The sequence below is a fragment of the Pseudomonas sp. UV AK001 genome, assembly GCF_046097675.1.
GTDB classification, from domain to species: Bacteria; Pseudomonadota; Gammaproteobacteria; order Pseudomonadales; family Pseudomonadaceae; genus Aquipseudomonas; species Aquipseudomonas kribbensis.
Genome location: NZ_JBJUVZ010000001.1, coordinates 1,734,493 through 1,749,530, shown reverse-complemented (window position 1 = coordinate 1,749,530; position 15,038 = coordinate 1,734,493). Strand labels below are relative to the sequence as shown.

At 56.4% G+C, this 15,038-nt stretch carries 13 protein-coding genes; 5 read left to right on the top strand and 8 right to left on the bottom strand.

All coding sequences use genetic code 11. The features are described 5' to 3' along the window. The first annotated feature begins 9 nt into the window (after positions 1–9). Both mdtN and ACKLNA_RS07900 read left to right on the top strand, forming a co-directional pair. Positions 10–1,062 carry a multidrug transporter subunit MdtN gene (gene mdtN, locus ACKLNA_RS07905; RefSeq protein WP_408985517.1) on the top strand — a complete coding sequence of 351 codons (1,053 nt, stop codon included), beginning with the start codon at positions 10–12 and terminating at the stop codon, positions 1,060–1,062. After that, on the top strand, positions 1,059–3,068 hold the full coding sequence (locus tag ACKLNA_RS07900) for an FUSC family protein (protein ID WP_408985516.1): 2,010 nt from the start codon (positions 1,059–1,061) through the stop codon (positions 3,066–3,068). Before mdtN ends, ACKLNA_RS07900 begins: the two co-directional genes overlap by 4 nt. On the opposite strand, the gene ACKLNA_RS07895 is transcribed toward ACKLNA_RS07900, so the two are convergent. Together ACKLNA_RS07895 and ACKLNA_RS07890 are read right to left on the bottom strand one after the other, a co-directional pair. Further along, positions 3,065–4,003, bottom strand: a complete 939-nt coding sequence (locus tag ACKLNA_RS07895; protein ID WP_408985515.1) for an AraC family transcriptional regulator N-terminal domain-containing protein — start codon at positions 4,001–4,003, stop codon at positions 3,065–3,067. The two genes, ACKLNA_RS07900 and ACKLNA_RS07895, sit on opposite strands and share 4 nt — an antisense overlap. A gap of 21 nt (positions 4,004–4,024) precedes the next feature. Further along, positions 4,025–4,858 (bottom strand): oxidoreductase, encoded by an 834-nt coding sequence (locus ACKLNA_RS07890; protein WP_408985514.1) that lies wholly within the window; start codon positions 4,856–4,858, stop codon positions 4,025–4,027. Between the two features lie 188 nt (positions 4,859–5,046). Between ACKLNA_RS07890 and tspO the strand changes: the two genes are divergently transcribed. Further along, the gene (tspO, locus tag ACKLNA_RS07885) at positions 5,047–5,490 is read left to right on the top strand and encodes a tryptophan-rich sensory protein TspO (protein ID WP_085708550.1); all 444 of its coding nucleotides are present in this window, start codon (positions 5,047–5,049) and stop codon (positions 5,488–5,490) included. Positions 5,491–5,500: 10 nt separating this feature from the next. Next, positions 5,501–6,484: an alpha/beta hydrolase gene (locus ACKLNA_RS07880; RefSeq protein ID WP_408985513.1), complete on the top strand. Its 984-nt coding sequence runs from the start codon at positions 5,501–5,503 to the stop codon at positions 6,482–6,484. 515 nt (positions 6,485–6,999) lie between these two features. Here the strand turns inward: ACKLNA_RS07880 and ACKLNA_RS07875 are convergent. The 5 genes from ACKLNA_RS07875 to ACKLNA_RS07855 form a co-directional block, all read right to left on the bottom strand. Further along, complete coding sequence (locus ACKLNA_RS07875) at positions 7,000–8,349, bottom strand: serine protease (protein WP_408985512.1); 1,350 nt, start codon at positions 8,347–8,349, stop codon at positions 7,000–7,002. After that, positions 8,342–9,124: a CHAP domain-containing protein gene (locus ACKLNA_RS07870; RefSeq protein WP_408985511.1), complete on the bottom strand. Its 783-nt coding sequence runs from the start codon at positions 9,122–9,124 to the stop codon at positions 8,342–8,344. The genes ACKLNA_RS07875 and ACKLNA_RS07870 overlap by 8 nt, the downstream gene beginning before the upstream one ends. A gap of 396 nt (positions 9,125–9,520) precedes the next feature. Next, positions 9,521–10,291 (bottom strand): hypothetical protein, encoded by a 771-nt coding sequence (locus tag ACKLNA_RS07865; RefSeq protein WP_408985510.1) that lies wholly within the window; start codon positions 10,289–10,291, stop codon positions 9,521–9,523. A 1,327-nt stretch (positions 10,292–11,618) separates the two neighbouring features. After that, positions 11,619–12,269 carry a hypothetical protein gene (locus ACKLNA_RS07860; RefSeq protein WP_408985509.1) on the bottom strand — a complete coding sequence of 217 codons (651 nt, stop codon included), beginning with the start codon at positions 12,267–12,269 and terminating at the stop codon, positions 11,619–11,621. Between the two features lie 222 nt (positions 12,270–12,491). Then, positions 12,492–12,944 (bottom strand): hypothetical protein, encoded by a 453-nt coding sequence (locus ACKLNA_RS07855; RefSeq protein ID WP_408985508.1) that lies wholly within the window; start codon positions 12,942–12,944, stop codon positions 12,492–12,494. A gap of 549 nt (positions 12,945–13,493) precedes the next feature. Here ACKLNA_RS07855 and ACKLNA_RS07850 point away from each other — a divergent pair. Then, entirely contained in the window at positions 13,494–13,856 is a 363-nt protein-coding gene (locus ACKLNA_RS07850; protein ID WP_102621811.1) for a DUF6124 family protein, read from the top strand. Positions 13,857–13,993: 137 nt separating this feature from the next. On the opposite strand, the gene ACKLNA_RS07845 is transcribed toward ACKLNA_RS07850, so the two are convergent. Next, positions 13,994–14,950, bottom strand: coding sequence for a GlxA family transcriptional regulator (locus tag ACKLNA_RS07845; protein ID WP_408985507.1), 957 nt, complete (start codon positions 14,948–14,950; stop codon positions 13,994–13,996). Positions 14,951–15,038 lie beyond the last annotated feature (88 nt).

The window sequence follows — 15,038 nt, the reverse complement described above, 5'->3', positions numbered from 1 at the left end:
ATGCCCGCCATGAATAAACCCGACGCAAAACCGCATTCAAGCCGTTTGCCGGCGCTGCTGATCGTTCTGGCGGCTGTTCTGCTGCTGGGTTACGTGCTCTGGCAAACCGAAACCCGGCCCAGTACCGATGATGCCTACGTGTACGCCGATACCATCGATGTCGTTCCGGAAGTGAACGGCCGGATCGTCGAGATGCCGGTGCGCGACAATCAGTTGGTCAAGCAGGGCGATCTGTTGATCCGCATTGACGCACGCCCGTATCAGGACGCGCTGGATCAGGCCCGGGCGCGGCTGGTGACCCTCAATCATCAAATCGGCTTGACCCAACGCAGTGTGAACGCCCAGCAATACGAGGCCGCATCGGCTGTGGCGTCGGTCGAGCGGGCGAGGGCGCAGGCCACGCAGTCCAACGACACCCTTCAGCGTCTGGAGAAGTTGCTCGCCAAGGGCTACGTGTCCGTGGAAGCGGTGGATCAGGCGCGAACGGCCCAGCGTTCGACGGCCGCTGAACTCAATGCCTCCCGATTGCAGGCGCAACGGGCCGGGGCTGCCGTCAGTGGCGTGGATGCGCTGGTGGCGCAGCGGGCCGAGGTCGAGGCGCAGATTTCCCTGGCCGAACTGAGTCTGGAATTCACCGAAGTGCGCGCACCTTTCGACGGGCGAATCGCCTCCTTGCGCACCACCGTCGGCCAGTTCGCCTCGGCCTACAAACCGATCTTCACGTTGATCGATACGCGCCACTGGTACGTGGTGGCGAACTTTCGCGAGACCGATCTGAAAGGCATCAAGGCCGGCACGTCCGCCACCCTTTATCTGTTGGGAGACACCGGCAAGCGCTTTCAGGGGCGGGTCGATTCGCTCAGTTTCGGTGTGCTGCCGGATGACGGCGGGACCGTCATCGAAGGCCTGCCGCGCGTCCAGCGCACCATCAACTGGGTCCGGGTTTCGCAACGTTTTCCGGTGAAGATCTCCGTGCAGGATCCTGACCCGGAACTGTTTCGCATCGGCGCTTCTGCCGTAGCGGTGTTGCGTCCTGACGAGCCGGCCAAGGCCGGCCAATGAGTCGCTCGGCGGAAGACTGGAACAGGGGTGGTCTGGAGCGCCTGTACCGGTTTCTGTTCGATGAACTTCAGCCCTATCCCGGTCGTATGAACCTGTTGCTGCGCACACTGCTGGGCAGTGCGCTGGTGATCATCATTTCGATGACTCTGCAGGTGCCGTTGCTGGCGCTTTCGCTGATCGTGGTCTTCTACGTGACGCAGACCAACGTGGTGCTGACCCGCATGGTCGGGATGCTGTTTCTGGTCGGCGCGACACTGGCCATCGGCTTGACCATCCTGCTTCTGAAGTTCACCTACGGATACCCGCTTCTGAGAATTCTGGGGGCGAGCGTGCTGTTTTTCTGCAGTGCGTATCTGATTCGGGTCACGCGGATCGGCGTGGTGTTTTTCGTGGTCGGCATTGTCGTGATCTATGCCCAGACCTTCGTCGACCTGACCGATCAGGCCGAGGCCGTTTTGCGTCTGGTGCTCTGGGTATGGGTGGCAGTCAGTTACGCCATCGGCCTGACGCTGTTGGTCAACACGTTGCTGTTGCCGGCGGAGCCTGTCAGGCAATTGCAGAATCATCTGCGCTCCCAGTTGCTCACGGTTGCCCGGTGTCTGAGCGGCGAGCAGAGCGGGGCGGTGCTGGGTGCCGCCACAATTCAGCGCAGCGTGCTGGCTTCGCAGCAACTGTTGCGATTCGCCTGCATGCGCGACGCCGATTATCGAAGTCAGCAGGCCGCGCATCTGGCACGCATCAGCAGTATTTCCCGGCTGTTGACGCTGGCGGCTCAATTGCCACCGCCAACAGCCAATGCCCGGGCCACCGAGTTGTTGCGTCAGGCCGTGCTTGATCTGGAGGCCTCTCTGGAGACGGGTCAAGTGCCTGAAGGATTGTCCGCACTTGATCAGATCGATACGACCGGTCTGCCTGGCGTGTACGAGGAAATGCGCCTGGAGTTGCTGTCTTTTCTCAATGTGCAGGCGGCTGACAGCACCCCGGAAACCAAGCCGAAGGGGCCGCCGATGTGGGTGCCGGATGCCTTTGAAAACCCGGTGTACACGCAGTTCGCCGTCAAGACGCTGGTGGCTGCGTCGCTGTGTTACCTGTTCTACATGGGCACGGACTGGCAAGGCATCCACACCATCATGCTGACCTGCCTGATCGTCGCTCAGCCCAGCCTCGGCGCCACCGGGATGCGCGCGACGTTACGTGTCGGTGGTGCGCTGGTGGGCAGCGCTTTGGCATTGGCGATGGTGATTCTGGTGGTTCCGCACATCGACGGGATCGTCGGTCTGCTGTTCATGTCGTTGCCGGTGATCGCGCTGGGTTCCTGGATCGCCGCCGGCTCCGAACGAATCAGCTATGCCGGTGTGCAGATCGTGTTCACCTTTGCGTTGGCATTGCTGGAGGAGTTCGCGCCCAGCACCAATCTCACTGAGATTCGCGATCGCATCATCGGTGTGCTGTTGGGTGTCGGGATTTCCCTGTTGATTCACGCCTTTCTATGGCCCGAGGCAGAAGGTGAAACGCTGCGCCAGCGATTGGCGACGCTGGTTGGCCGGCTTGCAGATTCGCTGAAAACCAGACGAACAGCTGACGACGCGCCCCGTGATTTGCGGGTGTGGAGTGAGTTGGCCGATTGCCAGGCGATGGTGGCCCGCGTGGCGCTGGAGCCCGGTTGGCAAGTCGCCGAGAGTCATCAGGAAGTGTTGGTCTTGCGCATGCAGGAACTGCTGGTGCGACTCAGAACCATCGCCATGGCAATCGATGCGTTGCAAGTGGAGTTGGCTCACGGTCAGTCCCAAGGCGAGGCCTGGCTGGCATCGCTTGAACTGTGCAACGCAACGTCCGCCGTGCTGGTTGACTACGCGCAACAACTGAAAGGTCAGCAGGGCTTTGCGGTCGCGAGCGGGGAGCTGGAACGCTTGCGGGAATACGCCAGCGCAAGGCTGGCAGACGATGGACTCAAGGCGCGTTTTCTTCAATTGCTGGCAAGCGTGGAAAACCTCCCCGCCAGTTAATGCGACGAAACATACTCCGAGGGTGTAGTCGGCGCAGGCAACGCGTACGTCGCCTTCATCCACTCGATCTCCGCCTGCGGTGTTCTGCCAAAGAAGCGTTTGAACTCGCGACTGAATTGCGAGGCGCTTTCATAACCCACGTTGAACGCCGCTGCCGAAGCGGTCATGGCATTGCGCAGCATCAACAGCCGCGCCTGATGCAGACGTGTCGACTTCAGATACTGCATGGGCGAGGTGTCCGTCACGCCGCGAAAGTGCAGGTGAAAATTCGGCACGCTCATGCTCGCTTCGTGGGCGAGTTGCTCGACGTCGAGGCGCTCCTGATAGCAGCTGTGAATTTTGCGGATCGCTCGAGTCACCTTGCCGAAATGCCCCTGTCGATTGAGCGCGGCACGCATCGATCCGCCTTGTTCGCCGGTCAGAATGCGGTAGTAGATTTCCCGCAGCAGCGATGGCCCCAGTATCTGCGCGTCCCCCGGAATGCTCATCGCTTCGAGAAAACGCAACGTCGAAGTGCGGAGCTTGTCGTCCATCGGCGAAGCGTACATGCCCTTGGGTTGCGCATCGCTCGGGCCGTGCAGGTCATCCACTTGCTGCATCAACTCGCTGGCCAGCTGGAAGTCGAGGTGCATGTAGATCGCGAGCATCGGCTCGGCCTCCGTGGCATCGGTTTCCATGGTGAAGGGGATGGGCACGGACACCACAAGATAATGCTGGGCGTCGTAAACGTAGACGTCATCGCCCAGATAACCACGTTTCTGGCCCTGACAGAGGATCACGATGCCCGGGTCGTACAGCACCGGTGTGCGGGTCAGTGGCCGGTTCGAGCGCAGGAAACGCACGCCTTCAAGCGCACTGAGGTTATAACCCTCGACCGGTGCGAGGGTTTCCATGAGCTGCACCATGCGCGAGGTGCCTGCGTCGGCCTGCTTCATTGCGTTCTCTCTATTGGCCGCTCAATGGTCGGTGGAGCGAGTCAACGTTTCCCACTGGTCGATCTCGCTGGCGGCGTGTTCAAGCTTTTCACGCACCAGGCGCAACGCGTCACTGCCCAGGAGCACGTGTGCCGGTGGTGTCGGGCTGGCGATGATCTGCAACATCGCTTGAGCCGCTTTTTGCGGATCGCCGAGCTGCTTGCCGCTCTTGTCTTCGCGCGCCTTGCGCACCGGATCGAAACTGGCGTCGTAGTCGGCAATGCTGCGCGGCGTGCGCTGCATCGAGCGACCGGCCCAGTCGGTACGAAATGAACCCGGCGCGACGGCGGTCACGAAAATATTGAAGGGCGCCAGCTCCTTGCTCAGCGTATCGGAGATGCCTTCGAGCGCAAACTTGCTGCCGCAGTAGTACGCGATCCCCGGCATCGTGATCGTGCCGCCCATCGAGGTGATATTGATGATGTGGCCGGCACGGCGCTTGCGAAAGAACGGCAGGAATGCCTTGATCACAGCGACCGCACCGAACACGTTCACGTCGAACTGACGGCGCATGTCTTCCAGCGGCGACTCTTCGAAAATGCCTTCGTGACCGTAACCGGCGTTGTTGATCAACACATCGACCGGGCAATGAGTCGCTTCAACTTCGGCAATGACGCCATCGATCCGGTCGAAGTCCGTGACATCCAGCATCACCCCGTAAGCGTTATCCACGGAGAGCGCTTGAAAGGCGTGCAAGTCGGCTTCCTTACGTACGGTGCCAATGACGCGATGGCCGGCAGCGAGTGCTTCCCTGGCAAGCGCATGGCCGAAGCCGCTGCTGACGCCGGTAATGAACAGGGTTTTGGTGGTGGACATGACGGGCTCCGGTGAATGGGGTTCAGCTCATGGTATCCATCGAAGAAACGCCCACCTATGTCGGTTTGTCTTTGAGCATTGCCTATTCCTATCAACGAGGCGAGATAACGCCCGATGAACTTTTTGCATGGCTCCGGGCATCCAAGCAGGAACAGACCCAACGCGCTGATATCAGCCAAGGACAGACGATGACCTTTCTAATTTTCCTGTTGGCCTGCGGTGCGGCAGCGAGCACCGGGATGATTTTCCAGCCGGGCCCATGGTACCAATCGCTGGTCAAACCGCGCTTCACACCGCCCAACTGGGTGTTTCCCGTTGCCTGGACAACGATCTACCTGTTGCTTGCGTGGGTCGGTTATCGCCTGACCCTGACACCCGGCAGCGAAACCGTACTCGCCTTGTGGGCGGCGCAAATTGCATTGAACACCTTGTGGACACCGGTATTCTTCGGCGCCCACCGTATCTTCGCCGGCATGCTGATCATCACGCTGCTGTGGCTGGTGGTCGCCGCGATGGTGGTGTTGGCCTTGCGCCTGGACGTGATTACCGGATTGATCCTGTTCCCTTACCTGGCATGGCTGTGCGTCGCGGCGGCGTTGAATTTCTCCATCCTGCGTAACAACCGCGAATAAAAAGGACGAAATGAAGACATCAATGGACTGGCCCGCCGACGAAAACGAGCTGGCGCAACTACGCGCGTTCAACAAGAAACTCGCCCGGCTGCCGCGCTTTCGCATCCGCAATCGCATCACGCCGCGAGTGATTCAGTTGCTGCTGCGCCTCAGCCAACTGGGCGGCGCGAGACAGTTGCGCAAGCACGGGCTCGAGGCCGAACGCAAAGTGGTGGGCGTCGACGGCGCATCAGTGCCGGTGCGGATCATCCGACCCAAGACAAAACCCAAAGGCGTGGTGCTGGATTTTCATGGCGGCGGCTGGGTCATCGGCAACGCGCAGATGAACGACCACCTCAACATCGGCATGGTGAAAGCCTGCGACGTGGCCGTGGTCTCGGTCGATTATCGGCTTGTGGTCTCGACCCCGATCGAAGGCGTCATGCAAGACTGCCTCACGGCGGCCCGCTGGCTGCTGAGCGATGACTGCCACGAGTTTGCGAACCTGCCCGTCATTGTCGTGGGCGAATCCGCCGGCGGCCACCTCGCCGCCGCAACCCTGCTGCAACTCAAACAGTGGCCGGACATGCTCGAACGGGTGAGCGGGGCGCTGCTGTACTACGGCGTCTACGACCTGACCGGAACCCCCAGCGTACGCAACGCCGGGCCCGAGACCTTGCTGCTGGATGGGCCGGGGATGGTTGAAGCGCTGCAAATGCTCACCCCGGGATTGAGCGATGAAGAACGTCGGCAGCCGCCGTTGTCTCCGTTGTACGGCGACTTCAGCGGGTTTCCGCCGGCATTGATGTTTGCGGCGGAGCTGGATCCGCTCAGGGATGACACGCTTGAGTTGGCGGAGCGTTGGGGTAGGGCGGCGGAGGTGGAGGTGCATCTGCTGCCGGAAACGGCGCATGGGGTGATTCATTTTCCGCTGGGGTTGGCGGGGAGGGTGGTTGGGTATGGTCGGGCGTGGGTTGTGGGGCGGGTTGTTGAGAGGGAAGTGTTGGAGAATTGATTCGCTGCTGATTGTTGGGTTTCAAGGCGGGCAGCTTTCGGCCAAAAACGGTCGTCCCGTAACTACGAAAACCAAAGGCAAATTATTTATTCAGAGTAACAAAGGAAGCTGCCAGCTACCGCTGAAGCCTTCTCGATGCGCTGTGGTAAGGGGAGCGTAGGCAAGGCGATGGGGAGCGCATCCGTCACCGCAGCATCTGCATGATGCAAGCCGAACCGGGTCGCTGGAATCCGACAACATCTCCAACTCCCCAATCGGTACCTGCAGCTGCAACTAAAAAGCTCGCAATGCGGGCTCGTGTTGATACAACGCCTTTTCCTTGTCCTGATCAGTGCTGCGCTTGCTCATAGGCTGCACGTACGTATAACGCCAATTCAGTCGCGCGTCTTTCGATATCAGTGACCGTGAAATGAAATCTGGATGGTCTTCGTTCACGCGGAGTGCCAGATCGCGAAGTCGCATCCAACGCTCTGTTGGTATGAACGAATGCCGGCTGCGCTAATGTACGTTGTATATCATTTACGGACTACTGAGGCAGTGATGAGCGCATCGACCCAGCCGCGCCATTGGTCAAGTGCTGGTCCGCTTTGAAGGGTGTAGTTGAGCATCAGTGCTGCGCCGTCGGCGGCCACGCTTACTTTCAACCCATTCGACGGGGAGTGATTCAGGCTCTGATACTCCACCTTCGTCACTTTTTCAAAGCGGAAACCCTCAGGAGCGGAAATCTTATCGTTGAACTCTTTGGTGGTTACTATGAAACCATGATCATCCAGGGTTCTTGAGAACGGGAATATCCGATTCTGGGAGCGAATCGTAATTTCTTTCTTAACCACTTGTTCGAGAACTACCGGCAAGCGGGCATTCACTGTACGTGAACCTATACCTATATCCTCACCGCCGATAGTGATAAATCGCCCGCTATTGGACACCTGCACGCTCCCGTTGACCTGCTGACCGCCGAAGTCAACGTCACCCGTATGAATGACACGGTAGCCATCTGGAACCTTGCTTTTAACGTAGCCACGGCCCACGGTCCGCGGCGCGGTCCCTAAGAGAACTCCGCCACTTGGTCGCTCGATCAGAATTTTGTCGTTCAATGCCGTTGAGATTTTTGGATTGAGGGGTTTCTGACAGTCTGGGTCGTAACTGAGTCCCATTAATTGCCTGGCTTCATCCCCCAATGTTGTGATCGCTTTCGCCATAGGGACAGCTAACCCTGATAGCTGCATCCGTTGGCCGGCGACTGTTCGTTCTCCGATCGCTATACCGAACACCATTCCTAGTTCATTGAACAGGGGGGCACCGCTGTTACCGGGGTTGATCGGTATCTGGACTATGAGGTTGCTTGAAGCACCCGCCCCCGACGACAAAGGACCGCCGATAACCGTGAGTTGCCGATCTCCGCCCGGGTACCCCAATACAAGAAACTCAGGTCGCCCCTCTTTTTTGTAGCCATCGCATAATCGCAAAAACGGTTTCACTACTTGTAGGTCAGCAATTTGCAACAAGGCAACGTCATAGGGGGATTGGGTCGCTTTAATGACTTGGAGCCGCACTGGTGGATCGACAGCAGCCAGTGCGTCATCATCTCTCTCAGGGAAGTAGCCTTCGACTTGGACACCATCTTCGTCGAACATTTCTTTGTTCGGGATGATGTGTCCTGCGGTTAAAACTAACCCGTTGGGAGACACCAAAAACCCTGTACCCCGTTCGTTGAAATCTACGGTATCGGTGCCTGGAAGAGGTTCTTTCAAAATACCGTGAACATGGAGCAAGACGATAGATGGCCAGGAATCACTGTAGGGATCTGCATGCACAGGCAGCATGGTCAGCGCCAAGATGGCAGGAATAAGCTTGTTATACATGAAGCTGTTCTTCCGTTCGGTAGGAGTGGAGCTTCAGTACTTTCCCATCCTTCAGCAACGACTTACGGTTTATCGTATGCCGAGAGGGCGTGCCCTCAAATTGATTGCCGCCGAGCACAAGAACTTTCTCACCTTGATCTGCCAAAAAGAAACCAACATGGCCATTGCCAGGTGATTTAACGTTTTTGAACACGACGATATCGCCCGGCTTTGGATTCTTGGTCTCTTTGCCCCAGTTTCTGAATGACAAAGCAGCCGCACTCTTCGTCCGAGGACTCGAGCCCGCGGGTAAGGTTTTTCCATCTGCGGCTGTCATCAGGCAATAATTCACGAACGCCGCGCACCACGCGGTGGTATCGCCACTGGGCTGTAGCTTGGTCGCTTTGAAGAACTCTACGATCACAGGGTTCCAACGCACCGGCCACGCTGTAATGTATGGCTTACGCTCATCACCATATTTTCCCTGTCCGACATCGTGGAAATACAATGCCACCTCGATAGCGGTGCAGTTTCTGGGGGCAGCCTCCAACACTTTTTTTGCAAGCGCTTCTTCATCGCTCGTCGCAGCCTGCGTACCAAAAGGCACGTAACCAGTAAGAACACCCTGATTGAGCGAAGGTTGATCTTTGAATGCAGTCAAACTCTCTGGAATAACGGGAGGTTCAGTGTCTTCCTGGGATAGAGCAGTCCAGTCAGGAACTGTTGCAAAACCAAATCTGGGAATGAAAAGGGCAACACTGCTTGCGATAAGAATGTCACGTCGTGAAAGAGCCATAGTTTGCCCCTAAGTTTATACACTGCTGCGTATGGTCCCACACGACTGGAGAAGGGCCTCCTGAAGATTGGTATAGCAGAGGTGGGAAACTTCGCTAGTTCCATCTCAGCATGCTGCTGGCGGCCACGGTAGCGGCTGTTTGAGCATCGATAGTCAGGACTCACATCCTACCAAAACGAAATGGGAACACCGATACGCCGAAGGTAGCCTCCAGCGCGGGGCAATTCTCTTTCGGAACACACATGAGCGGACCGGCCCGAATGACCAAGGCCACCGCGCAGCGGCGCATACACAAACCTGAAAAACCGCGGATGAGCAATGTGATCAATCCGAGGAAGAACAGTCGAAGCATCGTCGTAAAAGTCCTTTTCCGAAACCGGTTGAACTGGTTGGCATTTAATACCCTGCAGTGCACTCCGTAATTTTTGCCTCCATACCGACAATATCCACCCCAACGATATCTCGAAGTACGAGTGGTACCAGAGCATTCTCTGTGTCAATTCTCAGCTTATCGCTGGTATCTGTAGTCAGGATATTGGCCTTCTTGGATGGATCAGCGAGCCGATCTAAAACCACGCGATCAGCATCCGCTTGATCCTTCAGCTCTTGAGATGCCTCTTTCTTTCGATCCTGCGCTGCCTTTTGAGCTCGGTAGGCATCGCCCAGCTCTGACGCTTTGATCGGCTCACTGGAGATAGCACCGAGCCTTGTAATGAGGCTTAGCCTGACTTTGGTCGTCGCCGCAACGATGATCCCAGGCAACGCATGAGCCGCCTCGGCCGTAACTTGGCTACCCGTTTGAGAACCCGCCCAGGCAACGTATGTATCGTTTGTGGACTGAATAGTCGTAAGCATGCAGTCCAGTGCATTCTGAGCACCGGCGTACGCGGCCTGCTGATTGGTGTATTGGTAACGCTCACGAGTAGAGACACCTAGAACCGACATCCCGGCACCGGTGTTCAAAAGCCCTGTTTGGCCAGCTAGCGCACCAGCCACAGCCCCAACGACACCTATAGAGGTGAAGTCACTTGTCGCCCAGTCACGATTTTGCCGATCGATGGACTGGTTGACGATTAGGCTTCGCAGTCCATTGGCATGCTCAGTGGCGATTGAAATCATCTGATATTTTGCCGGGTCAGGCGCAAGAACCGGCGGGGGGTACTTCACGATAGCCTCAGGGGGAGTCGGCCAACTCTGTTTGGCTGGCGACCATGTGCAGCCCGCGAGACTCACAACCGCTATGAGAAAGAGGATTTGAGCTGGTACTGGTGAAAGCCCCATAGGCACCTTCCTTGTTTGCCTTGATGATTTAGCACAACCTAGCGTAGTTCGACAGATGTCAAATAGCCATTTTCATATCTGACATTGCTTTAAATGCAGGAACTCAAAGGCAGCTCTTGGCCGAAAGCAGCCGCTCACGAACAACCACAACCGGCCAGAAGCAACTAGTTAAATCGAGCGCCCATCGACATACATGCCCAATACCGCGACAGGCTTTATCAAAGGGATCAACGCTTTATTCCACGCACTGCATTCCGGCAATCCAGTAACAAGTCATCCAGAAAGTAGAAATAAATCAGTCCCCTTTTTCCCTTTTTCCGCTGTCCCCTTTTTCCGCTTTTTCCGCGTCCGCTTGTGTAGTATCTGCTTCTCTTTTGACCTGTATAAAGGTGCCCGATGTCTAGCCGACACTCCCCATCCCCTACAAGAGCTGTCCTAGACCTGCAAAACGCACGTTCGCTTTTGGGAAAGCGGCTGGGTGCGCTGCTGCACGACCAGTACTATTTCAACTACGAGAAGGAACTGGGAGACATAGGTTCTCTAGAGTGGCATTTTGGCGAGCGAGAACTTCTATCCATGTATCTCTTGAGTGATGGAGCAAGAGTAGGCGCGGACTTGTTGCCTTCTGATACGCCGATTTCCTTCGAGATAGAGCCGAACGTGACATGCTCCTGGAAAACGGAAAATCTGCTTGCAGGTCTATCAGCAACCCACCTTGAGAACACAAAAAAATTGCGCAGTTGAGGGAATTCTTGACTCTTTCAAAGGGCAAAAGCCTTTGCCCGCCGGATTCAGAGTTGCGTTCGAGACCGGTGACTCATTGATCTATCTTAACCAGGGCGACGATGCCGTAGTATTGATTAATGCGCTACTGCCAGTAAGTGTAGGCCTCGAAACCCGCTTCGTTACCTCGGTTTAATCACAGCTATGAGTCGGATGCAGCCCTTCACGACAGCCAGAAATCGGCCAAAAGCGGCTGCTTTCGACCCAAAGCTGACGGTTGCGACAGCCAGAAATCGACCTTAAGCGACCATGCGTGAGAGGCAGCCGCCACTGGTCAGTGGGCGGCCTAAAGAACTACCCGCAGCCGATATTCCACTCAACGGCGTAGCATGCCTCCGCTCGCACCGAGCAGCTTGAAGCTGGCGGTGCTCATTCGCGTGCAACCTGCTTTGTGATCAAAGGTTTTTCCAAATAAACGTTCTAGCCCGGCCTATGACTTAACACTATCGGGTGTCACTTGAGATTCGTTGACCGTCTGCGCAGAATAATACTCTTTATCGCTTACAGGACGTGTACCTTCTGACGGGATATCATCGGTAGAGACGCTCAACGCGGTAAAAGGGTCTGGTTCATTACTAGTTTGATTTGACGATGATGGCTTTGCGTACCAGTCAAAAATATCTGCGGACGCTAGGGTGAATCGCAGAGCTAATGCAAAAGCAAGCACGAAGGGGTACAGATACACCATGGCCCTTTCAAACAAACTCTTACTAAGACTTTGCTCCGCTTCAGATTGCAGCTTGAAATTTTCTGTGAGGTTCTTATCGAGCACTACGCTTTTCTTGGCTATTTGATCTAGCCTCGAGTGATCGTATTTGGAAAGGTCTTTTTGGTTGACAAAGTTTATGAGTTCATCGGTTGCTAATTGGGCAGTGAGCTCTCTTTCCTTGAGAGTATCTATCAAAGCAACGTTTGTAGATTGTATAACATCATCCGATATTGCTTTTCGTAACTCGTAACCTCCCCCAATAAGTGCAAAAATGGCCATGAACAGCCAAATGTAATCTCCAGATTTCCATATTTTTCGAGAGATCTTCCCTTTCAGTCGAATTCCCACTATGTGGAATACCAAAAGCAGCAAGGAAAACAATCCTGTTATTAATAGTGTGTACATCTAACTTCCTAGTTAATTCTTCAGTGTTTGGATACCTCAATGATATCGCAATGATGGCAACGCTCTCAACACAAAGCTTCTACTGGGCAGAACGAAGGCCTCAATTTCGCGCGGCCCTGGTTTGGAGTTTTACGGAGGCTTAAGTGCGATAATGAGAAAGTGCTCAAGCGGAAAAGGGGACAGATTTATTTACCGCTCCTCTGTCAGCTTCTGGCGGAAAGCAGGCGGGTAATAACTTGTTTCAGCTGCGTCAGGAGGCCAGCTCTCATAGAAAGAGCCACCTACAGGGATCGGGTTACCATCCATATGGTATGCGGCCCATGCCAGTAGGTGTTCCATGCGTTCGGCAGCAACTGGCGACAGCCCGCAAGACTCTCTGACTTCGTCTAGCCGTACTCGGCAAACATCGAGATGGCGTCGAACCCCGAAAAATCCGCCAAGATAGAGATAGAACTCGTCGAGAAGGATACCCACGCCTGGAACACCATAGGTGCCGGCCACACCTGGTGCCTCCTCATATATGGCCTTCACATCATGGCCTTCCAAGGTCGCGACAGCGGTGAGTATCTCGCAAAAAGTATCTTTCATGCTGTTGCTGACCCAGAGGTCATAGCTGTTGCCGATAATGATGGGCGCGCCCATGAGTCTTACTCTGATTTCGATAATGGAATGCTGAAGAAGAGACGTATTCAGCCATGTAGCTAATTTTCAATAGGCCGTCTCCGCTCCGATTATTATCTTTTTGGGCTGGAAAAGGCCATGCGTGGGCGGTTGCTTTTGGCCGAAAGCAGCCGGTCAAAAACAAAGGATGAGGGCCGCTCCAGATCCACCCGTTTAACTTTCCAAAAATCCCCGTTTAAAAGACACCATCCGTAACGCCCTCAAGGCTACGTCACCTTGCGTCATTGCCTACGACTACGCCAGAATCCGCCGGCTTGTGCGTCTAGGGCGCGGGTTTTATCGTTCCATGGTCACTGAAAAACAGTGATCGGGTTTGGTAGCCCGAGTTAACTAGTCGCATAGCGCATCGTTCGCAGACCTCTTCGGGTCTCTGCTTAATGGTGGCCATGCGCAGGGCACCTTCGGGTGCGCCGGGTTCCTAGTTACCGGTCTACCAACCCGCGTATTGGCCGCCACCCTTCGTTTGGTAGCGAGGGTGAAGGCTCCTTATCAATAATTAGGAGTTTCACCATGATCAAACCAACACCCAACCCACCCGAAACCGACCCGGTTTCCCCCTACCAATTCCCCGATTCCCGCACCCTCAACGAGGCCGCCGAGCGCGCCCTCGATCATTACCTCACCCCACAACAACGCATCATGGGCAGTCACACCAAGCACGACCCCATGTTCCTGGCCAACCCGGCCTACAACAGCGAATCCCTCCTGGCCAACGCCAGCGAGTCCCTCGATTCCGCCAGCGAAATGCTCAGCAACTTCGCCGCGATCCTGGAACCCGGCCACCGCAAAACGGCGCTGGGCATTGCGCAAGTGGTGATGGTCGCAGGGTTGGCGGTGAATCAGGCGCTTGATCATGTCGAGGTGAAGACGTGATCGGTTGATGGCTGTCGCTCAATAGCCGAAAGGAAAATGGCCGAGGTTGTCAGGTGTAACTGACGACCTCGGCCATTTTTCTTTTTACTGCACTTATCAACGCTCAACAAAGGGGAGGCCTCGTCAGTCCGCGATATCTACACTTTCCCCACCACTTGCCGCGCATCCCGCCGCACCGCCTGCGGAGGCACGCCGAAGCCTCGGATAAACGCTTCCCGCATATGCCGCCGATCACGAAAACCGGATTCGCTGGCGACCACATCGAGGGAGTGTCGGCTCTGCTCAATCATCAATCGAGCGGCCTCCAGGCGCAGGCCTTCGATGGCTTTGGCGGGAGACTGTCCGGTTTCCGCACTGAATATGCGGGTGAATTGGCGAGGGCTCAGGTGCGCCACACCAGCCAGTTCTTCGACACTGAGCGGCCGGTTCAAATGCTGTCGTGCATAGTTCAGCGCGCTTTGGATGCGGTCGGATTTGGGTGCGAGGTCGAGCATTTCCGAATGCTGCGACTGGCCGCCGGAGCGGTGCTGGTGCATCACCAGTTTATGCGCCACCGAGCGCGCGACCTCGGCGCCCAGATCTTTCTCCACCATGCCGACGGCGAGGTCGAGGCCGGCGGTCATGCCCGCCGAAGTCCAGAAGGGGCCGTCGACGATATAGATGCGGTCGACGTCGACGCTGATTTCGGGATGACGTTTCTGCAAGGCCTGCGCGTAGGCCCAGTGGGTTGTGGCGCGGCGTCCGGTCAGCAGGCCGGCTTCGGCGAGGATGAAGCCGCCGGTGCAGATGCCGACGGTGCGCCGTGCCTGGTTGCCGGCCTGGCGCACGAAGTCGAGCACAGCGGAGGCTGTGTCGGTTTTTTCCGGATCGTTGACCCCGACAACGATCCAGGTGTCGGCCAGTCCGGGTGCCTCGAGCGGGCGGGTTTCCATGGCCAGCCCCAGTGAGGAGCGCACCATGCCGCCATCCGGCGAGAAGTTCTCGACGCTGTAGAAGGGCGCTTCGGCGATCTGATTGGCGAACTCGAAAACGGCTTGAGTCGCCAGGGAGAGCACCTGAAAACCGTCGGTGAGCAAATAGCCGATGCGATGCATGGTGAATTCTCGGATGTCCTGAATCCATACCATATACGTCATTTGAGATATGGCCAAGCCGTCGCATTCTGTTCTCCAGTACTTCCCA